Origin of the sequence: Streptococcus sp. HMSC078D09, assembly GCF_001813675.1 — a bacterium.
Classification (GTDB): domain Bacteria; phylum Bacillota; class Bacilli; order Lactobacillales; family Streptococcaceae; genus Streptococcus.
Genome location: NZ_KV813675.1, coordinates 539,734 through 565,611 on the forward strand (window position 1 = coordinate 539,734; position 25,878 = coordinate 565,611).

Consider the following 25,878-nt stretch of genomic DNA (forward strand, 5'->3'; position numbering starts at 1 on the left):
TACCGATTTCTGTCCCACTCTCTTTTCTTTCGTTGTTTGAAGCTTAATTTTTGGGCAAAGATTTGGTATAATGGAAGGTATGAAACATTCGGAAAAAGAATCACAATACCAGCTCTTGCTGGCTCAATTAGATGCTCTCTTAATGGGAGAAACCAATGCCTTGGCTAATCTGTCCAATGCCAGTGCTCTCTTAAATCAAGCCCTGCCACGTTCGGTCTTTGCAGGTTTTTATTTGTATGATCAAACGGAATTGATCTTGGGACCTTTTCAGGGAGGTGTTTCTTGTGTCCATATCGCTCTTGGAAAGGGTGTCTGTGGAGAAGCAGCTCAAAAGCAGGAAACCATCATTGTCGATGATGTGCGCCAACACGCTAATTATATTTCCTGTGATAGCCGGGCTATGAGTGAGATTGTGGTGCCTATGGTCAAGGACGGTCAGCTCCTTGGGGTTTTAGATCTAGATTCAGAGTGTGTCTCTGACTATGATCAGCTGGATCAAGAGTATTTGGAAAAGTTTGTCGCTCTCTTGATCGATAAGACAAACTGGGACTTTAAGATGTTTGGAGTTAAGAACTAATGTATCAAGCTTTATATCGGAAATACCGTAGCCAGACCTTTGGCCAATTGGTCGGCCAGCAAGTGGTGGCACGGACATTGAGACAGGCCGTCGAGCAGGAGAAGATCAGCCATGCCTATCTCTTTTCGGGTCCTCGTGGTACTGGGAAAACCAGTGTGGCCAAGATCTTTGCTAAGGCTATGAACTGTCCTAATCAAGTCAATGGGGAGCCGTGTAACGACTGCTATATTTGTGAATCCATCACCAATGGGAGTCTAGAAGATGTTATCGAGATCGATGCAGCCTCCAACAATGGGGTCGATGAAATTCGCGATATTCGCGACAAGTCGACCTATGCTCCAAGTCTAGCTAAGCATAAGGTCTACATTATCGATGAGGTCCATATGCTCTCAACAGGGGCCTTTAATGCCTTGTTGAAGACGCTGGAAGAGCCAACGGAAAACGTGGTCTTTATCCTTGCAACAACGGAGTTGCACAAGATTCCAGCTACTATTCTGTCACGGGTGCAACGCTTTGAATTCAAATCCATCAAACTACCGGATATCGTTCACCATTTGGAAAGCATCCTAGCTACAGAAGGGATTGCCTATGAAGCAGATGCTGTGCAAATCATCGCCCGGCGCGCTGAAGGTGGGATGCGGGATGCCTTGTCCATTTTGGACCAAGCCCTGAGTCTGACTGCGGGTAGTGAGTTGACGACAGCAATCGCTGAAGAGATTACTGGCTCCATCAGCCTAGCTGCGCTCGATCAGTACGTGGCTGCCATTCTGGCTCATGATGCGACAGCAGCGCTGGATCAGCTGGCGATTATCTTTGATAATGGGAAGAATATGGCCCGTTTCGTCACGGACTTACTTCAATATCTGAGAGATCTCCTGATTGTCCAGACAGGCGGAGAAAATACTCACGCTAGTGACTTGTTTGTGGCGAATCTGGAAGCTGATCAAGCCCGTCTTTTTGCCCTGATTGACCAGGCGACGACCAGTCTAGCGGATATCAAAAATAGTCTGCAACCGCGTATCTATACTGAAATGATGACCATTAAATTGGCTGAAAGCACAGGCCAAGTTTCTAACTCAGCTGCTGTGGAGGTTCCTTCCAATGTGCTAGCTCAGCTGGAAGACTTGAAGAAGGAAGTCGCTCAACTCAAGCAACAGTTAGCGCAATCAGGTAGCAGTCTTCCTGCTTCAAAACCGACAGTAGCTCGTCCAACCAAGTCGAGCAAGGGCTACCGTGCAGATCGAAACAAGGTCAACGCGATTTTGCAAGAGGCGGTCGAAAACCCAGAGTTGGCACGGACCAACTTGATCCGTCTTCAGAACGCTTGGGGGGAAATCATCGAAAGTTTGGCAGGTGCGGATAAGGCTCTCTTAATCGGATCCCAGCCAGTAGCTGCCAATGAAAATCACGCTATTTTAGCCTTTGAGTCTGCCTTTAATGCCGAACAGACCATGAAGCGGGACAACCTCAATACCATGTTTGGAAATATCCTCAGCAATGCTGCTGGCTTCTCGCCAGAAATTTTAGCTGTTTCGATGGAAGAATGGACCCAAATTCGGGCAGAGTTTTCGGCTAAGGCGCGTGGACAAAAAGCCGAAGTGGTGGAAGAAGAGGAAAGTGTCATCCCTGAGGAATTTCACTTTTTATCCGATAAAATCACCCTGCAAGACGATTAATACATGAATTTTTTACTGAATCATGGTAAAATAATTTTATGAATAGAAAACAATTTGCAGTGATAGCAGTCTTTACTGCTATGGAGACATATTTTTTCAATGAAGCGACCATGGCGGGTCAAATGCTCTTTGCATGTTTTTGGGCTCTCTTGATCTTGCGCAATCTCCAGATGGCCTATATGGTGGAGAAGATTGCTAGTGCCATTGAAAAAGAAATTAAGAAGAAAAGAAAATGAAACCTTTGAAAAGAAATTCTTTTTCAAAGGTTTTTTTCTTGTTTTAAAAGGCTTTTTGGCATTGTTTGCGGTAATCTCCTGGGGAGAGGCCGACCTTTTGTTTAAAAGCCTTTGTAAAGTAAGAGTAGTTGTCGTAGCCCACCTGGAGGGCGACTTGGTAAATGGGGGTATTGCTTTGCGATAGCATCTCTTTTGCGGCGGCCATCCGTTTATCGGTGATGTATTTCACCAGGGTTTCGCCGGTATCGCGCTTAAACATCCGTGCTAGATGGTCTGGACTAAGAAAAACCATTTCGGCCAACTTAGTGCGACTGATATCCTCCTTGTAATGGTGATCGATGTAGTCAATGATCCGCTGGATGAGATTGGATTGGTGTTCTAGATCGATCACATAATGGCGAGCAGAGCTCCAGTAATCCCCAATATAGGCTTCAAATGCTTCGATGGCATGAAACCGCCGTTCGAAGAGAAATTGATGGTGTTTGTTTTGAAATAACTTGTGGGCGAGAATGCCGTTCTTATCCAGATAAATCCCAATTTGCTGGGTCCAGTCTAGCTGGAGTTCACTAAGAGCTGAGAGCGGAATGCGATCTTGATTCTCTAAGCTATGGATGATTTGGAGAAGCTGTTCTGTCTCTAGTTGATTTGTAAAAGCAAGCGATATTCGATGAGCGGGCTTTTGAGGTGCTGGATTTGAGGAAGTGTAGGAGTGGATACTGTTCCAATGGAAAACTTGTTCTTCACTGTATTGGCAGAGTTGCAGAGCCTTCATCAAGAGCGTCTCAAGGGAAATGGCATCTGAATAGAGAAGGATAGAGGATCGGTCTAAGTCTTGCTGGATCTTCTGCTGGATAGCCTTTAGGAAGTCTGCACACTCTGTAGTCTGATTCTTTTTGAAGAGGCAGAGGTAGCGATCGGTCTGGCTTTCGATTTTACTGAGGGCGCAGTAGTGGACTGGAAAATCTAGGGAGAGATCCTTGATACAATGGCGGAGCTGCAAGCGCCAAGAAGGGACGCTGGGGTGAAAGTCTTCTTCAACTAAGTGGAGAGTGATGAGGACTAAGAGGTAGTCTTCATGTGGTTTGGGGCTATAGCCTCGTTTTGTTACTTCTTGAAGGAGCAGTTCTGCTTGAGATGGACGCGGTTTTCGCAAGTAGTCATGCCAAAATTCAGCTTCTTTTTGCCCTTGCTGGGCTAATTGGGTCGCACTCTTGTGGCGCTTTATCTTATTGAGGGCTTTTTGAATGATAAATTCTAAGCGTTCGGGGTCAATCGGTTTGAGGTAGTATTCAAAACTTTGGAGTTCAATGGCTTTTTGGGCATAATTGAAATCAGCATAATTGGTGAGGAAGATCGTTTGAATGTCATATTTTTCTGACCGGACCCAAGCTAGGAGATCTAGCCCACTGCCTTGTGGCATCTCTATATCACTGATCATGAGGGCGATTGGGTGGCTTTGAATGATGGCTTGGGCTTGGCTCAGACTGGAGGCGGTATATACCTGCTCAATGCCCAAGGCTTCCCAATGGATGGTTTCCTGCAGGGCTTTAATGATAAAACGATCATCGTCAACGAGTAGGATATTCATGTGTGTCTCCTTTGTAGGGTTCATAAGGAAGGCTCAGTTGGATGTGGGCACCTCCTTGGGATCCATTTGAAAATTGAAGCGTGTAGTGATCTGGATAGAGGAGATCTAGTCGCTCTCGTGCATTGGTCAAACCAATGTGGTGGCCATCTTCTGTGACTAAGGATTTCTTTTCTACTAGATCTTGTAAGATAGCGGAGCTAAAACCAGGACCGTTATCCTGAAGGGAAATGGCAAGCTGTTGGTTTGCTTCTTCATGAATGGCAAGCTGGATGTGGAAGAAATCTTGGAAAGAAAAGCCGTGTTTGATGGCATTTTCCACAAAGGTTTGTAAAAGCAGAGGGGGGATGGCCGCATCTTTCAGACCAGGATCCCAGTCCAGGTCAAAGTGGATGCTGTCCCCATAGCGGATTTTCTGGATCTCTAGGTAATTTCGGATATGTTGGATTTCATCTGCTAAGCGATTGAAATCTTGGTTGGCTTGAAAGAGGTGACGCAAGTAGTTGGAAGTCACCTTGGTCAACTCCTCGATTTCTTTATAGTCCTTGGTTTGGAGCATGCTGTGAATCATGGAGAGCATGTTGAGGTAAAAATGGGGTCGGACTTGATTTTTGAGGTAATTGAGTTCGACCTTTTTGAGGTTGAGTTGCGCGTGGTAGGCTCGAATTTGGAGGTCCTTCATATGGATTAGGACCTGATTGAGCTTGTGATTGGCCTGATCGATCTCTAAGATCCCTTGGTCTTCGATCACATCTAGCTTGGTAGAAGCGGCATCTAGCTGAGAAAGACGCTGGGTGAGTCGTTTCATCGGTTGGATCATCCGTTGACGAATATAAAGGATCAGAATGGTAGAGAGAACGGCGATGATCAAAGGGACCAAGGAGAGAAGGGTTTCCAGTACGATATTTGTACGGAAAACGTCCCCGTAATCGACCGTCACATACAGATCAAAAGGCAGATGGGTTTGATTGCTATCGGCTTGAATGACGGAATCTGTAGCATGGATCTGGTTGGGACGATCGATGGATAAGCGTCCTTTTTTCCCAATATTGAGCTTTTGCAAGGGTTTTAAAATATCCTGGGTAGAAATGATGGCATAGATAGACTTTCCCTTGTAATGGAGAGATTTCAAGAGATAATCATGCTGGTTCAGACTGATTCGTTGCCATTTTTGACTGGTCTTGTCTGTTTCTTTGTCATAGGTTTTAAGATGATCTTTCAATTGTACATAGTCCAGGTAAGGCAGTTGAAGACTGGAGGCATTGATAAAATGAGGGATATCTCTTGTCTCTATGAAAAAGGTAATGGGGCTATCCATCTGGTACTGAAACTCCGTGAAATCGATTCGCAATTTTTTTAGATTTTCATGAAAATCCGTGAAATCAAGCGGGGTATTGAGCTCTGTCAAATAGTCATTGTGGCTAATAGTACTGTACATAAAACGCTCAACGGAGTGAAGCTCTGTATTTAAGGAATCCGCATAAATATGAATTGAGTCTTCTAAATGGAGCATATTTTGGTGTTTAATAAAATTTCGGCTAATCCCACCAATCAAAAGGTTGATCAAGGTATTGACGACTAAGAGGAGAAAGAGTAGGCGCGAAAAAAATTGAATCGAGTGATCTCGTGTACTTCTGTGAATAGCTTTCATAATGAGCACCTCACATATATTATAGCACTATTTGAAAACGGATTCATGGACAAAACCGATAGTAAAGTAAAAAAAATCGGGAAAGTGCATGTTTTTGTGTGGTGAAAACGGAAAAGTGAATGAAGATGCACGAAAAAGTTCTATAAAGATGGAAAGGATTCCTATAAAATAGAGGAGAAAGAAAAGGAGGGCCTTATGAAAAGTGAAGTAAATGCGAAGCAGAGTAAATTTAAGAAAAATATTCCTTTATATGTGCTGCTCCTACCATCGATTATTTTATTGCTTTTATTTGCCTATATCCCTATGGCAGGTCTAGTCATCGCTTTTAAAGATTACTCTCCCGCTACTGGGATATTTGGAAGTCCTTGGGCTGGTCTCAAGTATTTTAACCAGTTCTTCTCATCCTTCCAGTTTGCGACAACCATGAAGAATACCTTGAAAATTTCTATTTACAGTATTCTGGTTGGTTTTCCCTTGCCGATTGTTCTAGCCATCATTTGCAACCAGATTCGTGTGGGCAAGTTCAAAAAAATCTTTCAAGTAACGACTTATTTGCCTCATTTTATCTCGACCATGGTCATGTGTGGGATGATTATTCTCTTTCTCTCTCCAAGTAGTGGACTGTTAGCCAATGTCCTCAAATTAGTCGGCTTAAAGATGCCTGCCCTCTTATCTAAACCAGGTAGCTTTGCGGGTGTCTATGTCTGGAGTGATGTCTGGCAACATATCGGTTGGGATAGTATCATCTATCTAGCCGCTTTATCAGCCATTGATCCGACTTTTTATGAAGCAGCGACTATGGACGGAGCGAGTCGATTGCAAAAGATCCGTCATATTGACTTACCCTTACTGTTACCAACGGCGATGATTCTCCTGATTCTCAGAGCAGGAAGTCTACTCAGTGTTGGTTTTGAAAAGGTCTTGCTCTTGCAAAATCCACTCAATCTGGCAGGAAGTGAAATCATTTCGACCTATGTCTACAAAGTGGGGATGATTAATTTTCAATATAGTTACTCGACAGCGATCGGTCTCTTTAATACCTTGGTCAACTTGATCATCTTACTGTCGGTCAACTGGTTTGCGAAACGCTATACCAAGACAGGATTGTTCTAGGAAGGAGGAGAAATTGTGAAATTATTTCAACATGCGAGAAAGACCAAGTCAGAAATCCTCTTTGATATTTTTATCTATGGTCTAGCGATTTGCTTGATTCTGTTGATTGTCTACCCTTTGTGGTTTGTCATTATTGCCTCCTTTAGTAATCCGTCTGATGTGGCAACTGGTAAGGTGTGGTTTATCCCGAGGGAATGGCGACTAGACGGCTATCAACGCTTGATTGAGCAGCCTTTGTTTCTAAAGAGCTATCTCAACACCATCCTCTACACGGTTGTAGGGACCATCGTTGCCCTGGTCATTAATATCCCGGCTGGTTACGCCTTGTCGCGAAAGGACCTCTTTGCTAAGAAATGGGTCAGTGTCTTCTTTATCGTTCCCATGTTTGTCTCTGGGGGCTTGATTCCCATTTATTTGACAGTGAAACAATTGGGCTTGGTCGACACCTTCTGGGTAATGGTCGTACCGTTTGCAGTATCTCCTTACAATATCGTTGTAGCTCGAACTTTCTTTAACAATAGTATTCCAGAAGGGATGTGGGAAGCCGCCCAGATAGATGGGTGCGGAACCATTCATTACTTCAGAAAGATCGTGCTCCCCTTGTCCAAGGCTATTATTGCCGTTATTGGACTTTGGACAGCAGTAGGGATCTGGAATTCTTGGTTCAATGCCTTGATTTATTTGACAAATGAAAATCTCCAACCTCTACAACTGATCCTGCGCCGTCTCTTAATTAGTAATCAAATGTTGCAATCGCAAGCAACAGGGGAGGTAGCTTCTGACCTCCGTATTAAGGCTGATATGATGAAATATGCAGCCATCGTTATCTCAACAGCACCGATTATGATGCTGTATCCATTCGTCCAAAAATACTTTAATCAAGGTGTCATGATAGGTGCCTTGAAAGAATAGGAGAAGATCATGAAAAACAGGAAATTTGCCTATCTGCTCCTTGGAGCAGCTGCTTTAGCTGGCTTGACGGCTTGTGGAGCTTCCACAAATAAATCAAGCAATGACAAGAATGATGGAAATACCTTCAAGATCACGACCGTTCGTTGGTCGGATTGGGGGGAAGACTATCACAAAGGTTTTCTAGATGATTCAGCCAAGGAATCAGGTATCAAGATCAAATGGGATACCATGGTGGCTGCAGACTGGTCGGATAAGAAATCTGTCCTTGTAGCCAGTGGAGATTTACCAGACGCATTCTTGGGATCCAATGCCTTCACGGATTCTGAAATCGCTCAGAACCAAAACATGTTCATTCCATTGGAAGACTTGATCAAGGATAATATGCCAAACTTGAACAAGGCCTTTGAAAAAGAACCGAAATTAAAAGCCATGGTGACCAACCCAGATGGTCATATTTACAGCCTGCCTAAGAAATTGCCAATGCGGCCAATCGTCGGCAATCAGCTCTTTATTAATAAGAAATGGTTGGACAACCTTGGCTTGAAGATGCCGGAAACCTATGATGAATTGGTGACTGTTTTACAAGCCTTCAAGGACAAAGATGCCAATGGCAATGGGGATGTCAATGATGAAATTCCATTTGGCTCTGGTAACTTTGATCCGACCTTCTCTTATATCTTGCCATTCAACAACCGTCTGGGTGGAGATAATACCTATGAAATGTCCGTCAAAGATGGCAAGCCGGTCTATCTACGAACAGAAGAAAGTTATAAACAAGGGATAGCGGCGATGCATGAAGCCTACAAGAAAGGCTTGATCGACCCTGAACTCTTTACAGAAGATACCTCTATGTCTGTTGCCAAACGGATGGACAAGGGAGTGGCACGTGTCGGTGTATCAAGTGGTTGGACAGCAGATGCAACCTTTGGCCAACATGCCAGCGAATATGCTCCTCTCCCAGCATTAAAAGGCCCTGATGGCAAACAATATGTCATTTCTGACCCAGATCATTTGAACTATGGACGCAATGAAATCCTGATCACGAATAAGTGCAAGGACCCTGCAAAATTGCTCAAATGGTTGGATAAATTCTACACGGATGATGCCAGTATCCAAAACTTCTATGGATCCTTTGGCATTGCGACTGAAAAAGATGGCGATAAGTACAAGGTCTTGGCTCCAAAAGATGGTAAATCTGCCGATGAATGGGCTTGGATCAATTCCCTTCGTGACTTTGGACCAAAATATGTGTCAGATGATATCAATAGTCATGTCGACATCGACCAAACACAGGGTGATGGCCTCAAATTGAAGATGGACAAAGAATTGAAACAATACGCTTTGCCAGCATATCCAAATGTCATCTACTCTCAAGAAGAATTAAACAAATTATCCTCTATTTATGTAGATATCAACTCTTATGTTACCCAACAAGCTTCTAAATGGGTAGTAGAAGGGGGCATCGAAAAAGAATGGGATGATTACAAAGCAACCTTGAAGAAGATGGGCATTGATGACTTTATGAAGATTCAACAGGATGCCTATGATCGTTACCAAAAAGAAGTGAAGTAACAGGGGTCTAAATGGATTCAAGTAAGTAACTCAGGGGCCTAAGGCCCCTGAGTGCTTCCCTAGAGGAAGTAGCAGAAATTGAGATGAAGCACAAGGAGAAGAAGATGCAAAAATTATTTTCATTGGATGGACGCTTGGTCAAGATCTTGACCCGGTTGACAGACATCATTATCTTGAACACCTTGTTTATCGTTTGCTGCCTTCCGGTTCTCACGATCGGTGCGTCGCTTACGGCTTTAGCAACCATGTGGCACCGCTTGTTGAAAGGGGAAGATACGGATCTCGTCTTTCATTTTTTCCGTCTCTTTCGCACCAATTTCAAGCAAGCGACGGTGATTTGGCTGACTTGTCTAGGACTATCAGCCCTTCTTTATCTGGATTACTGTCTTTTTTCAAATACGGCCTTCTTAAGTGAGTATGGAATTTGGATCTTGCTTCCCTTTTTCGTCCTTCTATGTGGAGGGATGACCTTGATCTTCCCTTATATCGGCCTCTTTGAAGACCCTACAAGAAAGGTCTGTCTGAATAGTTTCCTCATTGCTCTCTTAAATCCTATTCAAACCATCTTTCTTGTCTTCTTCAATCTGGCAGTAGTTTATATCAGTCTTAGTAGTCCGGAACGGTTACTGACAGCTATTTATCTCTTTACCTTTGGTGGTTTCGCCTTGTGGAGCTTCTTAAATGTTCGACTGACCGATCAGATCTTTTCAAAGATCCAAGAAGGAGGAGTCTTTGAAAAATAAGGTCAAGCAAGTGGGACGCATATTTTCCTAATATTATTTAAATCGAATAAAGTTTCCTAGAAAATCTAGGAAACTTTTTCTATTTCATAAACATTTCACATTTCTTTTCTATAATAACTATAACAAATGATGAAAGCGTCCACATTGCATTGCTATGGACCTTGAAATGGAGGGTAAGATCATGCTCTTACAACAGGCAATCGCCTATATTTCTCGAAAAAGAACGAGGAATCTGGTTCTCTTTCTGATTCTCCTTTTGATCCTTTCTTGCTTGTATTTCTGTTTTTCACTGATGCAAGTGGGAGGAAGGTTAGAGGAACATATCAAGCAGTCGGCTGGGACCAGCTTTGCCCTGACCAGTAAGCAGGGGGCTACTCCCTTTCCTCTAAAGGAGGCTAAAAAGGTGCAGCAGCTAGCTGGGGTGGGAGCCATGGTTCCTCAATATGAAAGTCCCGTTCGTATTCTTGGTAAAGAAGCGGTGACTGGGCAGCAGTCGGTAGAGCGGGATGATTTGGGTCAGGAAGCCAAGCAAGCGCTAGGCGCTGTTTTTACCCAGAAGACAGACCAGCACCTAGATTTCCGCAGTGGCAGTTTTCAACTGGTGCAAGGCAAGCACTTATCCGACAAGGCTCGCGGGCAGATCTTGATTCACCAAGAGTTGGCTAAGAAGAATAAGCTAAAGGTCGGAGATTCCTTGACCTTATCCAGCTTTCAGATGGGAGAGACTCCTGCCAAAGAGCAAACCTTTAAAATCGTTGGGATCTTTTCGGGTAAGAAACAGGAAAAATTCACAGGAATGACCTCTGATTTGAGTGAAAACCAAGTCTACCTTTCTTATGAGGATGCGACCAAGCTTCTTGGTCTCAGTCAGCAAGAAGTGACCCAGGTCACCTTTGGGGTCAAAGATCCTGAGAAAATCGATGCCCTCTTGAAGCAAGTCAAAAGCTTGGATCTGGATTGGCAATCGCTACGCGTGGTCGAAGATCGCAAGGCCTTTGACCAGATGAAGGAATCCTCTCAGACCCTAGAAGGCCTGGTGCGGATCATGATGATCGTCCTCCTGGTGACGGGAGCAGGTGCCCTATCGCTCTTACTCAGTCTCTGGACACGAGAGCGGATTCATGAAATCGGCGTCCTCTTATCCATTGGGAAGAGCAAGGGCCGGATCTTTAGACAGTTCCTCTTGGAAGTGGTGCTGGTATCCTTACTAGCAGTGATCCCAGCCTTTCTCATCGGGCGGATGGTCAGCCATCGTTTCTTAGAGCAGTTTGTCGGACAGACCGGTCAACAGCAAACCCTAGAATTGCTCAACCAAGTCCCTCAAGGCCTTTCCTTAGGAATCGCCTATGCTAGCCTCTTGTGCTTGATCCTTCTGTCGCTCGGTGTAACGACCAGCATGATCTGGCGCAAGAGTCCAAAAGAAATATTAACAAAAATGAGTTAAGGAGAAATGACACCTATGTTAGAACTCAAACATGTATCCTATAGTTACCAAAGCTACCAAGAAGAGATCTTCTCAGACGTGAACTATCAGTTCGCAAATGGGACATTTTACAGCATTATCGGTCAGTCTGGAGCAGGGAAATCGACCCTCCTCTCCCTTTTGGCTGGACTGGATAATCCCAAGAAGGGGCAGGTTCTCTTTGATGGAGAGGACATCCAGACCAAAGGGTCTAGCTACCACCGCAAGCACCATGTCTCCCTGGTCTTTCAGAATTACAATCTAATCGATTATTTGACGCCACTGGAAAATGTCCGCCTGGTCAACAAACAAGCTGGGAAAGACATTCTCTTGGAGTTGGGATTGGACGAAACGCAAATCAAACGCAATGTCCTGCAACTATCTGGAGGGCAGCAACAGCGGGTGGCCATTGCGCGTGCGCTCGTTTCAGAAGCACCTGTCATCTTGGCGGATGAACCGACAGGAAACCTTGACGAACAGACAGCAGGTGACATTATTGCCATTTTGAAGAAGTTGGCCAAGGAACGCCAAAAATGTGTCATTGTCGTCACCCACAGTAAGGAAGTGGCAGAGGCCTCCGATGTGGTCTTGGAATTGAGTCGCCGTAGCCTTGTTGAGAAGAGCAAGTAAGGAGGGAATGCTATGTTGCGAAATGCTTTTGCTTATATCACACGTAAATGGCCCAAGTCTCTCTTGCTCTTTGCCATCATTCTCCTCATGGGGACCTTGAGCTTGATCGGACTCTCTATGAAGGGAGCGACCCAAAAAGCTTCATCGGAAAGCCTGGGATCCATCACCAATAGCTTCTCCATGCAGATCAACCGCAGGACCAATCCGGGAACCCCTCGGGGAGCTGGGAATCTCAGAGGAGAAGATATCGAAAAAATCAGCCAGGTAGAGGGGATCACCTCCTCCATCAAGCGGATCAATGCCATCGCAGATATCCTAGATCACGAGATCATTGAGACCGAAGAAACCCTGCAAAATCAATCTCCAGAGCGGGCAAAATACTTCAAGAATACCTTGATGGTGACGGGGGTCAATGACTCTTCAAAAGAAGATAAATTTGTCTCTGGAGCCTACAAGCTGGTCCAAGGGGAGCATCTGACAGACAATGATAAAAACCAAATCCTCATGCATGAAGATTTGGCGAAAAAGAATGGCCTCAAGGTAGGCGATAAGGTGCGTCTCAAGTCCAATCTCTACGATGCTGACAATGAAAAAGGGGCCAATGAAACTGTCGAAGTGACCATTAAGGGTCTGTTCTCAGGGAAGAACCAAGCTCCTCTAACTTACGCTCAAGAATTGTATGAAGATACGCTCATTTCTGACCTAGATACAGCTGCCAAGCTCTATGGTAATACTGTCCAAACAGCTACCTATGAGGATGCGACCTTCTTTGCCAAAGGGGATCAGGACCTAGATGCCTTGATCGAAAAAATCAAAGCACTCGATATCGACTGGAACCTCTATGACCTGGTTAAGAGCTCTTCCAACTACCCAGCCTTGCAAAATTCCATCAGCAGCATGTTCCAAGTGGCGGACTACTTGTTTATCGGTAGCCTCATCTTTGCTAGCTTGCTTATTACCCTTCTCCTCGTACTGTGGCTCAATGCCCGTCGCAGAGAAGTGGGTATCTTGCTGGCTTTGGGACTCTCCAAGGTACAGATTGCGGGACAATTCGTGGCAGAATTGGTCATGATTTCCATCCCCGCCTTCCTCCTCTCCTATGGAGTTGCAGGACTTCTTGCCAAAGCAGTGGGAGATACGGTGCTTAAGAACGTAACCAGTGGCATTGCCAAACAAATGGCTCAAGAATCCTCTGCAGCCAACCTTGGTGGTGGAGCTGAGGCAGAAAGCTTCAGTAAGACCCTGACAGACCTCCATATGGACATCCAACCGAGCCAATTGTTGGTGATTGTTTTGGTTGGTGGCCTCCTCTTGATTCTGGTATCCATTCTTTCTTCACAATGGCTCTTGCATAAGAAACCAAAAGATCTCTTGGTGGATGTCGAATAAGAGATTGTTTCCTAAAATAGAAATAGGGTATAATAGGAGGTAGAAGAAGTTTCTTAGATAAAAGGAAAGTGTATGAAGATACTAATCGTAGAAGATGAAGTCCTGATTCGCGAAGGGATGAGCGACTATCTCATGGAATGTGGTTATGAAGTCTTTGAAGCAGGAGATGGGCAGGAGGCCCTGGAGCTCTTTCACAGAGAAGCGCCGGATCTGGTCTTGCTGGATATCCAGCTCCCTATTCTCAATGGCTTGGAAGTGCTCAAGACTATCCGGAAGACCAGCTCGGTTCCTGTCCTCATGCTGACAGCCTTCCATGATGAAGACTATAAGTTGACGGCCTTTGGAGAGTTGGCGGACGGCTACCTGGAAAAACCCTTCTCCTTGTCCCTCTTGAAGGTCCGTATCGAAGCTATTTTTAAAAAGCTTCAGCCTTCCCGGGTCTTCACCTATGGAGAGGCACGAGTGGATTTTGAGAGCTATACAGCCAGCCTAGCTGGTCAAGCTATCTCCATGAATGCCAAGGAGTTGGAAATCTTGGAATACTTGCTCCAGCATGAAGGCAAGGCCCGGACTCGCTCTCAGATCCTCGATGCCGTCTGGAAGGAGACAGAGGAAATTCCTTTTGACCGGGTGATTGATGTCTATATCAAGGAACTACGAAAAAAACTAGAGCTGGACTGTATCGTTACGGTACGCAATGTCGGCTATAAATTGGAGAGACCATGACCGAACGGAGTATCTTTGCAAAGATCTTTCTGATCACCTTTGCCCTTTTTAGTGGCTTAGTCATCCTTCTACATGCTTCGGTTTACTTTATTTTCCCATCGACCTATATCGAGTCCCAGCGCCAGACGATTTTGAAGAAATCACAGGCCCTGGCCAAGAGTTTCCAGGGCCAGGAAGAAGGGACCATTGAGTCGGTCATCGACCTTTATTCTAAGACCAATGATATCAAGGTCTCGATCAAGGGCAAGGAAAAACAAAATGCCCTAGAGGTCAAGGATGATCTGCTCGTGAACCCTGACAGCCAGAACAATTCTCTGGTCATTGAAGAGCGAAAGATCCATACCAAAGAGGGGAAGGACTTGACCTTGCAATTCTTAGCAACTGTCGATTCCCAAAAGGAAGCGCGAGACATCAGTCTGGGCTTTCTTCCCTATAGTCTTCTTGCTTCCTTTGTCCTGTCTCTGATTGCTTCCTATCTCTATGCCCGCCTGATTTCTGCTCCGATCCTGGAGATCAAGCAGATGACCAAGCGGATGAAGCGCTTGGATCGGACAGCCAGTCTTCCCATTCATTCGCAGGATGAGATCGGCGTCCTCAAGCAACAGATCAACGACCTTTATCACCATCTCCTAGAGGTGATCGACAATCTAGAGCAGCAGAAACAGGAAAATCTGAAGTTGGAGCAGATGAAGGTCGAATTCCTACGGGGGGCCTCACATGAGCTCAAGACGCCGCTAGCCAGCTTGAAGATTATCCTAGAAAATATGCGGGATAAGATCGGTCGCTACAAGGACCGGGACCGCTACCTGTCGGTCTCCCTCGATATCGTTGATGAGATGAACCAGATCGTCCTGGAAATCCTATCCCTGTCCTCTGTCCAAGAATTGGCCGGAGACAAGGAGTTGATCCAGCTGGATCAGGTCGTAGAGCAGATCCTCGACCAGTACAAGGTCTTGGCTCAATCCCGCGCGCTCACGATTGATAATCAGATCCCTGACAAAGCAGTCTATATGGACCCAGCGATTCTGAAATTGGTCCTCTCAAATGTCATCAGTAATGCCGTTAAGCATTCGGATGCCGGTGGAGAGATCCAGCTCCGCCTCGAAGAGGAAGGGACGCACTTGGCGGTTGAAAATACCAGCCAGGAAATGGTAGAGACTGCTGAGATGCCAATGACCGCTAGCCGCCAGAAGAAGGAAGGTGGCCTAGGGCTCTTTGTGGTCCAACACTTGCTAGATCATGAAGAACTAGCTTATCAATTTGATAAAACGGCTATGGGCTTGCTCTTCCGTATGGAGTTGCCCAAAGATCCACAAGAATAAAAAGAGGCTGGGACAAAAGTCCTAGCCTCTCAATTGATTTTTGGATTGTTGAGCAAGACGCAGTGGTTGAGTGGGCTCTACTACGCTGATTTCATCAGCTTTTACAGCCCTACTCAACTGTGCGGAGGTGGGACGACGAAATCGAATTCTAACGAATGACCGATTTCTGTCTCACTCTCTTGTATTTAATCAACCTTTTCTACCTTTAGCAGTTGGCCATGTTTTAATTCATAAATGGTATCCACATAGGTCAGGATGGAGCGGTCATGGGTCACCATGATGGCGCTCTTGTTTTTAGATTTGACTTCATTTTGGATCAATTGGGCGATTTCTTGTCCCCGATCAGGGTCTAGGCTAGCCGTTGGTTCATCGGCTAAAATGACCTGTGGATTTCCGATGAAGGCCCGAGCAATGGCTGCCCGTTGTTTTTGCCCACCGGACATCTGATTCGGATATTGGTGGTAACAAGCTTCGATGCCAAGATCTGCCAACAAGGCTTTGACTTCCTCTTGGCGTTTTTTCTTGTCCTTTTCCCCTTTTAATTTGGCCACCAGTTCTAACTGGTCACCGATTTTCATATAGGAGAGGAGCTGGTGGTCTTGAAAGATAAAGCCGAGCAATTCCAGCCGTTTTTGCGTCCACTGGCCTTGGTTGAGGCCGGTCAAGTCTTGGCCAGCGATACGAATCTGCCCCTCATCCGCTGATAAAAGCAAGCCAGCGATAGCTAAGAGAGTGGATTTACCGGATCCTGAAGGGCCCAAGATGGCGACGAATTCGTTGGGTTCGACGCTTAAATTAAGCTGGTTGAGGACATGGTGCATCTGGCTACCATCGGCGTAGGATTTTCTGATATTTTCTAATGCAATAATGGCCATCTTATTCTCCATTTCCACCAATGACTTCGATTGGATCTACTTTTTTTATTTTGACAAGGGACAAGGCACCACACAAAATAGAAGTCAGGATAAAGCTAACCGAGATGGTGAGATTGTCCTTCAGGGTCATAAAGGAAGGGACGCTATTGGGTAAAAATGGCGCCATTATGGTTGCCAAGCCAAGTCCCAGCAGCACTCCGATGAGGGAGATAATGGTGAGCTGGGATAGTTGGACATAGGTAATCTGGCTCATGGACATGCCAATAGCCTTCAAGACACCGAACTGTTTCAACTTCTGCAGGGTGAGGATATAGAAGAAGACCCCTAGGATAGCAGAAGAAGCGAGTAAGAGCACCCACGTGATCATCCGTAGCGTCAGATTTTGAGCCTTGTAGCCAGGGATTTTATCGATCACCTGCTTCTTATCCGCCACCATCAAATTGCTGGCTAGATCACTAGAAGGGATGCTTTTCTTGGTCACAAGGGTTTGGGCTTGCCATTGATAGCTTGGATCTGTTTTTTGCCGCAGGCCTGTGTAGGTTTCAGAGCTGATAAAGCCAATCTCGCTGTAGCCGTATTTGGCATTTTTCGCGAAGGCCACGACCTTGAGTTTTTGCTTAGAGGTTTTATCGATCACTTGATCGCCGACTTGGATTCCCTCGTCCTCTTTGAAAGAACTATCCAGAATGACCTCGTTTTTCTTTAAGTCGGAGATCTTGAGGTCTGTATCTTCCATGATTGGATTGAGGATTTCTTCTTCATTGTGATCGGTCGCGAAGTAGGTGATATCCAGAGTGTTGGAATCCTCTGATTTTGAGACGGTTGCCCGCTGGATGGACAAACCCGAATAGTCCATCCCCTCTATCTTTTGGACCTCATCTAAATCCTTCGCCGTAATAGTTGAAAAGGGGATAATCCCTTCTGAATCCGTCGAAAGGATGTAGTGCAGGGCCCCATAGTTATCGATTTGGGCCGATACTGAACGCCCCAGTCCATTTGTCAGACCGGACAAGAACACCACCATAAACATGAGGATGGTAATGAGGAGTTCAGTCAGGATAAACTTCTTGGGTTGGTATTTCATTTCATTCCATGCGATTTTCATATTCGTTCTCCTTTTAGCACGGAGGTGCTCAAGTAGCTTGGCACCTAAACATACTCTATCATCATACCATAAGTGGAGGGATAATAGGGGGATGGTGTTTGGTAGAGTATGAAGGAATCGTATTTGTTTACTGTGTTCAATTTGATTCTCAATTATTAATTGTTAATGAATACAAAAATAAATCTGCTATAGACAAGAAAAAAAAGCCTTGATTTCAAGGCTTTTCCTGTTGATTTAGATGCCCCCTGCATGGATTTGGAAAGAACTTTCATATTGAGAGTAATTAAAAATGTTGAAATTTAATTGAATTTCGGAAGGCGCTTTTAGGTATTTACAATATCATGATTAAAAAGTAGGGCAAAAAACATACTGAAGTGAACTGTTTAGTAGCTTAAATATATCATGGCGCTATCTAAAAAGTTAATTTTATAGAGTTTGTTGGAATAGTTACTGAGTTTTTTTGTTTATATTCAAACTTTATTATTATGTCATGAAAATAATTAGAAAAACAGACTTGTATTATTTTGAAATTTGTATATGATGAAGGTGTAAGAACTATAAAATAGCCTGTTAGAAAGGGGAATGAAAGAATTAATCAGGCTATATAAAATTGGTGATTGGTATTTAATGTTGTAAACCAAGAAAGGAAAAGGTAAAAAATGCAAATACATAAAAAAATTTTTATAGTAGCGCTGGTTTTATCCATTTGTATCTCACTTTATTTTCTTATCAGTCCATCTAAAATTCTCACCTTTCCGATTTTTGTTAGTGAATTTGATGACACCACATTTAAATATTACATGTTTGTGAAGATTGGAATTGTATTATTATTTATCAAATTCCTACTAGATATATGCTTAGAATTTATCAAGAATTGGTTTAAAAATTTTTGATATTTCTTCACACAAAAGAGTCTGAGACAGCGTTTTGTCTCAGACTCTTTTGTGAGTTGTGATCTCTGTTTTATAGATTCCACTGCTTGAGGGAGATTTCTCCGCTATTGAGCCAGATTTCTTCTTGATTGTCTAATTGGACCAAGAGTTGGCCGGTATCAGAGATGTCTTTGGCAAGGCCTTGATAGGTCTGTTGGTTCTGCTCAAAAGTGACAGTTCGTCCTAAGACCAAGGAGCGTTCTTTATAGAGGTAGACCAGTTCATCGACATCCGTTTGGAAGAATTCTTTCCAGATCTCACTGATGAGGTCATTGCGGGTGATGGGACAAGGTCCTTCAAATAAGGAACCAGCCTTACTTTCTAGCTCTTCTGGGAAAGTAGGGATGGCTAAATTGAGACCGACTCCGATAATGACATCCGTGACAAGACCGGTTTCAATCGAGGTGATAGCTTCGGTGAGGATTCCCCCAATTTTTTTATGGCGGTAGTAAATATCATTGACCCATTTGATATCGATATCGATCAGGGTCAGGTTTTTAATAGCCTTGTAGATGGCTCCAGCGACCATGAGGGTATAAGGAGGGAGCTCTGCAGGGGGCAGTTGAGGCTTGAGATGAAGGGACATGTAGATGCCCCCTTGATCGGGACAGTAGTAGTCCCGACCAAAGCGGCCTTTTCCAGCAGCCTGCGAATTGGCCAGATAGAGCGCCTTGCCTTCTTGATGGCTTTCTATGCCTAATTTGGCATCCAATTGGGTGGAGCTACATTGTTCGTTTAAGGAAACAGTCAATTGGGTATTTTTTGCGATCACTTCAGGAAGCAGAATATCGCCTGAGACCAGTTTGTAGCCCTTCTTTTTGAGGGACTCGATGACGACCCCATCTTTTTCTAGTCGTTGGATGGCCTTCCAGATAGAGGTACGGGAAACGCCTAGTTCTTGCGCCAGCTGCTCCCCGTTGACATAATCATCTGCCTGAGAAAGGGTTTGAAAGAGGATTTCATGTGTTTTCATAGTACCTCCTAGCGACTGCTGTCTCGAATAGTTAGTTTGGTAGCTAATTTGACCATATAGGGAACACTTGGTTGATTCCCTTGAAAGGTCTGTCGCAACATTTGAATGGCTTGCTTACCCATTTCTTCTGTATAGACGGTTACTGTAGAGAGGGCAGGAAAGACGTACTTGGCGATGGAAGTATCATTGAAGGAAATGAGGCTGACGCGCTCAGGAACTGCGATTTGATGCTCCTGAAGGGACCGAAGAGCTCCGACAGCTAAGGCATCACTGGCCATGAAAAAGGCAGTTGGCAAGTCGTCGCCCAATGCTTGAATCAGTTGCTCCATCATCTGATAACCCGACTCGGTCGAGAATTGCCCAACAGAGACAAAGCGCTCCTCATAAAGTCCTTTTTCCGTGAGAAACTGTTGAAAGGTCCGTTGACGGGGATCCATCTGTAGCGGTGTCGCATCTGCCGTCTCTTCCTGCCCGACCAAGAGCCCGATCTCCTTGTGGCCATGCTCAAGGAAATACTCGAGAGCGGTGATGACAGAATCTTCTAGATCGGTCGTCACACAGGAATGCCCTAAATAGAGGGTATTGCTATCGACAAAGATCAGGGGTTTGCCGTAGCTTTCTAGATCTCGAATGGTCTTGGGACTGAATTTCCCAAGAGCGATAATGCCGTCTGCCTCTTGAATCAAGGACCAATCGTCATTATTGAAGATACGAAAGATCTCATAGCCTAATTCCTGGGCTTGTTTTTCCAACCCCATCCGAATGGCATAGTAGTAGAGGTCATCTAATTCTTCTTCACGCGTGTACCATTCAAAGATGACGATTTTATGAAAATCCTCAACTGGTTGAGGCCCTGTTTTGCGGTTTTTCTTTTGGTAATGCAAGTCTTCAGCGATGCGAAGAATCCGACTGCGCGTGTCTTCACCGACCGATAAGGTTGCATCCTGGTTGAGGACGCGAGAGACCGTTGCCTGAGAAACGCCTGCTTTTTCCGCAATGTCTTTAATCGTTGCCATAGTTCATCCTTTATTGATTTCTACTTCCAGTATACTCTAAAAACTAGTAAAAAGAAATAAAATTTTACTAAATTTTATGTTTGCTACGATATTGGCTAGGAGTCAGTTGGCTATAGGCCTTAAAAGCCTTTGAAAAATAGAGGGGATCTGAAAAACCCACTGAGTAAGCTACAATCTTGATGCTCTCGTCTGTGTTGGCCAGCAATTGCTGGGCTCGCTGCATGCGGACCGAGTGCAGGAATTCTTTGGGAGAGATCTGGTGAAACTCCTTAAAAACAGTTGTTAGGTAAGACCGATGGACATTGAGGTCATCGGCGATCTCTTGAATACTTAGATGATCTTTATTGTAATGCGTCTCAATCATATGCTTGCAGGTCAGATAGAGCTGATAGGTGGGAGATGGATGGCTCCGATGGATATCGGGAGCCACTTCACTGATAAGAAATAGCAGTTCATAGATCTGAGAGAGAAGGTGGAGTTGGTAGTGCGAAGTCATCTTTGAAGCCTCTGCTTTGTGGACGAGTTGCTCCATAAACTGGCCAATCTTTTCTGTTTCCACCTCTGTTTTCTTTAGAAAACCTTTTTCATGCAGGGTTGAAAAACGCATGAAATCACTCACCTTGGTGCCACTGATGCCAATCCAGTAGTAGGACCAAGGTTCTTCGGCATCGGCCTTGTAGTAGGTCACCATATTTTTAGGGAGGAGAAAGAGATCCCCAGCCTCTAGGTGGATTTCTTTTTTATTGAAGTGGAAGACTCCCTTCCCTTCTGTAATAAAATGCAGGACAAAATTATCTCGGACGCTAGGGCCAAATTCATAGTTCTTCGGGCAATCTTCGTAGCCATAAAAATCAAGGGCTAGGTCAATGGTATCGGTTTGGTATTCAGAAAAGACTGACATGGTTGAACCTCCTACCTAACATTTTACCATATATGTGCAACAAAATTCTATTTTCGGAAGCGTTTACAATGAGTAAAATAAAGACATGCTAAAAAAGAAAGTTATTGGAACCGAATTTAAAAATACATAGTGATATTTTATAGGATCCAATGGAGGAAGATATGGCAATTCGTATCGAACAAAATTTGTTCTATGTAGAAAGTAAGGGACTGAGCCTGATCCTTGAAAATCGCGATGGCTACCTGATGCTTAAGCATCTGGGGCGTCCGATCCCGTCTTATCATTTTTCCAATACAGTGCATGAGAAGGACCATGCTTTCTCAGGAAATCTCACACCTGACAATCGAACCTTTAGCTTGGATACCCAGCGACAGGTCTTGGGCCAGCACGGACTAGGAGATTTTCGAAAACCGTCTATCCAGATCCAGCACGGAGCCACAGAGGTGACGGATTTCCTCTATGTCGGAGCCAATATCTACTCTGGTAGTGTCGAGGCGACCGGTCTTCCGAATCCACATACAGGAGATCAGGCTGAAACCTTGGCCTTGGTCTTTGAAGATGATCAAGCAGCCCTTCGTTTGACCCTCTACTACACCGCCTACGAGGATCAGGCTACTATCACTAGCTTTTCTAAGATTGAAAACTATGGTGACGAAACCGTCGTGATTCACAAGGCTCTTAGTGTGATGGCAGATGTCCCAGCAGGTGACTATGATGTCATCACCCTTCAAGGGGCCTATGCGAGAGAAAAAACAGTCCGCCGTCAGCAAGTGGAGCAAGGAATCTTCTCCATCAGCTCTAACCGTGGTGCTTCTGGACACGCCCAGACCCCAGCCCTTATTCTCGCTGATCATGAAGTGACAGAAGATGCGGGTTCTGCTCTTGCCTTCCAACTGCTCTACAGTGGAAATTTTGAAGCTTTTGTTCAGAAAAATCAACTCAATGAAGTTCGGGTTGGACTAGGAATCAATCCTGAAAACTTCGCCTGGGAATTGGAAGCAAATCAGAGTTTTGATACGCCAGTGGCCATGATCACATACTCCCATCAGGGATTGACCGGTCTTAGCCAAGAGAGCCAAGCTTTTGTTCAAAGCCATATTATTCCAGCACCGTTTGCTTATAAAGAACGTCCGATCCTGATCAATAACTGGGAAGCCACCTACTTTGATTTCAAAAAAGACAAATTATTGGAGCTAGCAGACGAAGCTCAAAAAGTGGGCATCGAACTCTTTGTTCTTGATGATGGTTGGTTTGGCAATCGGTATGATGACAATCGGGCCCTCGGTGACTGGACCGTTAATGAAGAAAAATTAGGGGGAAGCCTAGCAGAATTGATCCAAGGCATCCACGACAAGGGACTTCAATTTGGCCTTTGGGTGGAGCCAGAAATGATTTCTGTTGATAGCGACCTCTATCGGGCTCATCCGGACTGGGCTATTCAAGTCCCAGGCTACGAACACACCTATTCACGAAATCAACTGGTACTCGATTTCTCAAATAGAGAAGTAGTGGACTATATCAAGCAGGTCTTGGATGACTTACTTGGAAACCATGAGATCGACTATATCAAATGGGATATGAACCGCAATATCACCAAGCTTGGAAATGGGAAAACCTACCTTGAAACCAAGATGCAATCCCATGCGTATATCTTGGGCCTCTATGAAGTGGTTTCCTACTTGACGGAGAAGTACGACAACATCCTCTTTGAGTCCTGCTCCGGTGGTGGTGGTCGCAATGACCTTGGTATGATGCGTTACTTCCCTCAAGTGTGGGCAAGTGACAATACGGATGCCATGGCCAGACTTCCCATCCAGTATGGATCTAGTTATCTCTATCCAACCATTTCTATGGGAGCTCACGTATCAGCGGTGCCAAATCACCAGATGGGACGGATGACACCACTTGAAACGAGAGGTCATGTAGCCATGATGGGAAATCTGGGCTATGAATTAGATCTAACCAGTCTTCCGCAAGAAGAGTTGGATCGGATCGCAGCTCAAGTCGCTCATTACAAAACGATTCGACCACTTGTTCAGTTCGGAAAACACTGCCGCTTGATCAATCCAAGCCAAGGTAGCAATCAAGCAGCCGTCCAGTTCACTTATCAAGACCGCACGGTTGTAACCTATGTACGGGTCTTATCAACGGTTGAGGAGATCGAGCCGACCCTGAAACTCAAAGGATTGGAAGAAGATGCGCTCTATCGCTTAGAAGGGACGAACCAAGTCTATTCAGGAGCTGAGCTCATGTATGCCGGCTTAACCGTCGTTCTTCCTCAGGGAGATTTCCTCAGCAAACAATATGTTTTTGTCAAAAAATAAAAGGAGACAGCCAAATGAAATGGTATAAAAAAATCGGACTTCTTGCGACTACAGGCCTAGCCTTGTTTGGGCTCGGTGCTTGCTCCAACGATGGAAAATCTGCGGATGGCACAGTGACCATCGAGTATTTCAACCAGAAAAAAGAAATGACCAAAACTTTAGAAGAAATCGCGCGTGATTTTGAAAAGGAAAACCCAAAGGTCAAGGTCAAAGTTGTCAATGTACCGAACGGTGGTGAAGTATTGAAAACACGTGTCCTCGCAGGAGATGTGCCAGATGTGGTTAATATTTACCCACAGTCTATCGAACTGCAAGAATGGGCAAAAGCGGGTGTCTTCGAAGATTTAAGCAATAAAGACTATCTCAAACGCGTGAAAAACGGTTACGCTGAAAAATATGCCGTGAACGGAAAAGTCTACAACGTTCCTTTCACAGCCAATGCTTACGGAATCTACTACAACAAAGATAAATTCGAAGAACTGGGCTTGAAGGTTCCTGAAACCTGGGATGAATTTGAACAGTTAGTCAAAGACATCGTTGCCAAAGGACAAACACCATTTGGAATTGCAGGTGCAGATGCTTGGACACTCAATGGGTATAATCAATTAGCCTTTGCGACAGCAGCAGGTGGAGGAAAAGAAGCCAATCAATACCTTCGTTATTCTCAACCAAATGCTATTAAATTGACTGATCCGATTATGAAAGATGACATCAAGGTGATGGATATTCTTCGCATTAAAGGTTCGAAGCAAAAGAACTGGGAAGGCGCTGGCTATACAGACGTTATCGGAGCCTTCGCGCGTGGAGATGTCCTCATGACACCAAATGGGTCTTGGGCTATAACAGCGATCAATGAACAAAAACCGAAATTTAAGATTGGGACCTTCATGATTCCAGGGAAAGAAAAAGGACAAAGCTTAACCGTTGGTGCGGGAGACTTAGCATGGTCTATCTCCGCTACTACCAAACATCCAAAAGAAGCCAATGCCTTTGTGGAATACATGACCCGTCCAGAAGTCATGCAAAAGTACTATGATGTGGACGGATCTCCAACAGCGATCGAAGGGGTCAAACAAGCAGGAGAGGATTCACCGCTTGCTGGGATGACCAAATATGCCTTTACGGATCGTCACTTGGTGTGGTTGCAACAATACTGGACCAGTGAAGCAGACTTCCATACCTTGACGATGAACTATGTCTTGACAGGTGATAAACAAGGAATGGTCAATGATTTGAATGCCTTCTTTAACCCGATGAAAGCGGATGTGGATTAGGAGTAGAGAGACAATGAAAAAAGTATTACAAAAATATTGGGCATGGGCTTTTGTGGTCATTCCCCTCTTATTACAAGCAATTTTCTTCTATGTGCCAATGTTCCAAGGAGCCTTTTACAGTTTTACCAACTGGACAGGTTTGACCTATAACTACAAGTTTGTTGGCTTGAACAACTTTAAGCTCCTCTTTATGGATCCAAAATTCATGAATGCTATTGGCTTTACTGCGATCATCACGATTGCTATGGTAGTTGGTGAGATTGCCCTTGGGATCTTCATTGCGCGTGTCTTGAACTCTAAAATCAAAGGCCAAACCTTCTTCCGTGCGTGGTTCTTCTTCCCAGCTGTTTTGTCTGGTTTGACAGTGGCTTTGATCTTCAAACAAGTCTTCAACTACGGTCTACCAGCGATTGGGAATGCCCTTCATATCGAGTTTCTTCAAACTAGTCTTTTAGGGACTAAGTGGGGAGCGATCTTTGCGGCTGTCTTTGTCCTTCTTTGGCAAGGGGTGGCTATGCCTATCATTATCTTCCTAGCAGGTCTGCAATCTATTCCAACTGAGATTACAGAAGCAGCCAGAATCGATGGTGCAACGAGCAAGCAAGTCTTCTGGAATGTTGAATTGCCTTACTTGCTACCAAGTGTCTCTATGGTCTTTATCCTAGCCCTAAAAGGTGGGCTTACCGCCTTTGACCAAGTCTTTGCCATGACTGGTGGTGGTCCAAACAATGCCACAACCTCACTTGGGCTCTTGGTTTATAATTACGCCTTTAAAAACAACCAATTCGGTTATGCCAATGCCATTGCCGTAATCTTGTTCTTCTTGATTGTAGTGATTTCGATCATCCAATTGAGAGTATCTAAGAAATTTGAAATTTAAGAGG

At 44.6% G+C, this 25,878-nt stretch carries 22 protein-coding genes; 15 read left to right on the forward strand and 7 right to left on the reverse strand.

The window, feature by feature from the left end:
* Positions 1–79: 79 nt before the first annotated feature.
* Genes HMPREF2926_RS07835 through HMPREF2926_RS07845 form a run of 3 tightly spaced genes read left to right on the forward strand, consistent with a single transcriptional unit; the run spans position 80 to position 2,489 of the window.
* On the forward strand, positions 80–577 hold the full coding sequence (locus HMPREF2926_RS07835; protein ID WP_041826548.1) for a GAF domain-containing protein: 498 nt from the start codon (positions 80–82) through the stop codon (positions 575–577).
* Positions 577–2,253: a DNA polymerase III subunit gamma/tau gene (gene dnaX, locus HMPREF2926_RS07840; RefSeq protein WP_049488404.1), complete on the forward strand. Its 1,677-nt coding sequence runs from the start codon at positions 577–579 to the stop codon at positions 2,251–2,253. Before HMPREF2926_RS07835 ends, dnaX begins: the two co-directional genes overlap by 1 nt.
* A gap of 38 nt (positions 2,254–2,291) precedes the next feature.
* Entirely contained in the window at positions 2,292–2,489 is a 198-nt protein-coding gene (locus tag HMPREF2926_RS07845; protein ID WP_014713547.1) for a DUF3272 family protein, read from the forward strand.
* A gap of 43 nt (positions 2,490–2,532) precedes the next feature.
* On the opposite strand, the gene HMPREF2926_RS07850 is transcribed toward HMPREF2926_RS07845, so the two are convergent.
* Both HMPREF2926_RS07850 and HMPREF2926_RS07855 read right to left on the reverse strand, forming a co-directional pair.
* A complete protein-coding gene (locus HMPREF2926_RS07850) occupies positions 2,533–4,077 on the reverse strand; it encodes a helix-turn-helix domain-containing protein (protein ID WP_049488403.1) in 1,545 nt (514 codons plus the stop codon).
* Positions 4,058–5,725: a sensor histidine kinase gene (locus tag HMPREF2926_RS07855; protein WP_049488401.1), complete on the reverse strand. Its 1,668-nt coding sequence runs from the start codon at positions 5,723–5,725 to the stop codon at positions 4,058–4,060. The genes HMPREF2926_RS07850 and HMPREF2926_RS07855 overlap by 20 nt, the downstream gene beginning before the upstream one ends.
* A 195-nt stretch (positions 5,726–5,920) precedes the next feature.
* Between HMPREF2926_RS07855 and HMPREF2926_RS07860 the strand changes: the two genes are divergently transcribed.
* The 9 genes from HMPREF2926_RS07860 to HMPREF2926_RS07900 all read left to right on the forward strand — a co-directional run bounded on the left by HMPREF2926_RS07860 (position 5,921) and on the right by HMPREF2926_RS07900 (position 15,594).
* Positions 5,921–6,838 carry an ABC transporter permease gene (locus tag HMPREF2926_RS07860; protein WP_049488399.1) on the forward strand — a complete coding sequence of 306 codons (918 nt, stop codon included), beginning with the start codon at positions 5,921–5,923 and terminating at the stop codon, positions 6,836–6,838.
* Positions 6,839–6,853: 15 nt separating this feature from the next.
* On the forward strand, positions 6,854–7,750 hold the full coding sequence (locus HMPREF2926_RS07865) for a carbohydrate ABC transporter permease (protein ID WP_014713543.1): 897 nt from the start codon (positions 6,854–6,856) through the stop codon (positions 7,748–7,750).
* Between the two features lie 9 nt (positions 7,751–7,759).
* Complete coding sequence (locus HMPREF2926_RS07870; RefSeq protein ID WP_023918475.1) at positions 7,760–9,322, forward strand: type 2 periplasmic-binding domain-containing protein; 1,563 nt, start codon at positions 7,760–7,762, stop codon at positions 9,320–9,322.
* A 104-nt stretch (positions 9,323–9,426) separates the two neighbouring features.
* Positions 9,427–10,065 carry a YesL family protein gene (locus HMPREF2926_RS07875; protein WP_049506181.1) on the forward strand — a complete coding sequence of 213 codons (639 nt, stop codon included), beginning with the start codon at positions 9,427–9,429 and terminating at the stop codon, positions 10,063–10,065.
* A 181-nt stretch (positions 10,066–10,246) separates the two neighbouring features.
* Positions 10,247–11,509 (forward strand): ABC transporter permease, encoded by a 1,263-nt coding sequence (locus HMPREF2926_RS07880; RefSeq protein WP_049506179.1) that lies wholly within the window; start codon positions 10,247–10,249, stop codon positions 11,507–11,509.
* Positions 11,510–11,515: 6 nt separating this feature from the next.
* Positions 11,516–12,157, forward strand: a complete 642-nt coding sequence (locus HMPREF2926_RS07885; RefSeq protein WP_061591156.1) for an ABC transporter ATP-binding protein — start codon at positions 11,516–11,518, stop codon at positions 12,155–12,157.
* A 12-nt stretch (positions 12,158–12,169) separates the two neighbouring features.
* Complete coding sequence (locus HMPREF2926_RS07890; RefSeq protein WP_070587213.1) at positions 12,170–13,546, forward strand: ABC transporter permease; 1,377 nt, start codon at positions 12,170–12,172, stop codon at positions 13,544–13,546.
* Positions 13,547–13,618: 72 nt separating this feature from the next.
* Entirely contained in the window at positions 13,619–14,272 is a 654-nt protein-coding gene (locus HMPREF2926_RS07895) for a response regulator transcription factor (RefSeq protein ID WP_003019030.1), read from the forward strand.
* Positions 14,269–15,594 (forward strand): sensor histidine kinase, encoded by a 1,326-nt coding sequence (locus HMPREF2926_RS07900; RefSeq protein ID WP_070587215.1) that lies wholly within the window; start codon positions 14,269–14,271, stop codon positions 15,592–15,594. The genes HMPREF2926_RS07895 and HMPREF2926_RS07900 overlap by 4 nt, the downstream gene beginning before the upstream one ends.
* 185 nt (positions 15,595–15,779) lie before the next feature.
* Here HMPREF2926_RS07900 and HMPREF2926_RS07905 read toward each other — a convergent pair whose 3' ends face one another.
* The 5 genes from HMPREF2926_RS07905 to HMPREF2926_RS07930 all read right to left on the reverse strand — a co-directional run bounded on the left by HMPREF2926_RS07905 (position 15,780) and on the right by HMPREF2926_RS07930 (position 21,396).
* A complete protein-coding gene (locus HMPREF2926_RS07905) occupies positions 15,780–16,469 on the reverse strand; it encodes an ABC transporter ATP-binding protein (protein WP_070587216.1) in 690 nt (229 codons plus the stop codon).
* 1 nt (position 16,470) lies between these two features.
* Complete coding sequence (locus HMPREF2926_RS07910) at positions 16,471–17,574, reverse strand: ABC transporter permease (RefSeq protein ID WP_070587218.1); 1,104 nt, start codon at positions 17,572–17,574, stop codon at positions 16,471–16,473.
* A 963-nt stretch (positions 17,575–18,537) separates the two neighbouring features.
* Positions 18,538–19,479 carry a bifunctional biotin--[acetyl-CoA-carboxylase] ligase/biotin operon repressor BirA gene (gene birA / locus HMPREF2926_RS07920; protein WP_070587220.1) on the reverse strand — a complete coding sequence of 314 codons (942 nt, stop codon included), beginning with the start codon at positions 19,477–19,479 and terminating at the stop codon, positions 18,538–18,540.
* A gap of 8 nt (positions 19,480–19,487) precedes the next feature.
* Positions 19,488–20,495, reverse strand: coding sequence for a LacI family DNA-binding transcriptional regulator (locus tag HMPREF2926_RS07925; protein ID WP_070587222.1), 1,008 nt, complete (start codon positions 20,493–20,495; stop codon positions 19,488–19,490).
* Between the two features lie 67 nt (positions 20,496–20,562).
* On the reverse strand, positions 20,563–21,396 hold the full coding sequence (locus HMPREF2926_RS07930) for an AraC family transcriptional regulator (RefSeq protein ID WP_070587223.1): 834 nt from the start codon (positions 21,394–21,396) through the stop codon (positions 20,563–20,565).
* Between the two features lie 161 nt (positions 21,397–21,557).
* Here HMPREF2926_RS07930 and HMPREF2926_RS07935 point away from each other — a divergent pair, with 161 nt between their 5' ends.
* Genes HMPREF2926_RS07935 through HMPREF2926_RS07945 form a run of 3 tightly spaced genes read left to right on the forward strand, consistent with a single transcriptional unit; the run spans position 21,558 to position 25,874 of the window.
* Positions 21,558–23,720, forward strand: a complete 2,163-nt coding sequence (locus HMPREF2926_RS07935) for an alpha-galactosidase (protein ID WP_070587225.1) — start codon at positions 21,558–21,560, stop codon at positions 23,718–23,720.
* Between the two features lie 14 nt (positions 23,721–23,734).
* Positions 23,735–24,994: an extracellular solute-binding protein gene (locus HMPREF2926_RS07940; protein WP_070587227.1), complete on the forward strand. Its 1,260-nt coding sequence runs from the start codon at positions 23,735–23,737 to the stop codon at positions 24,992–24,994.
* Positions 24,995–25,007: 13 nt separating this feature from the next.
* Positions 25,008–25,874: a carbohydrate ABC transporter permease gene (locus tag HMPREF2926_RS07945; RefSeq protein ID WP_023022883.1), complete on the forward strand. Its 867-nt coding sequence runs from the start codon at positions 25,008–25,010 to the stop codon at positions 25,872–25,874.
* The last annotated feature ends 4 nt before the right edge of the window (positions 25,875–25,878 follow it).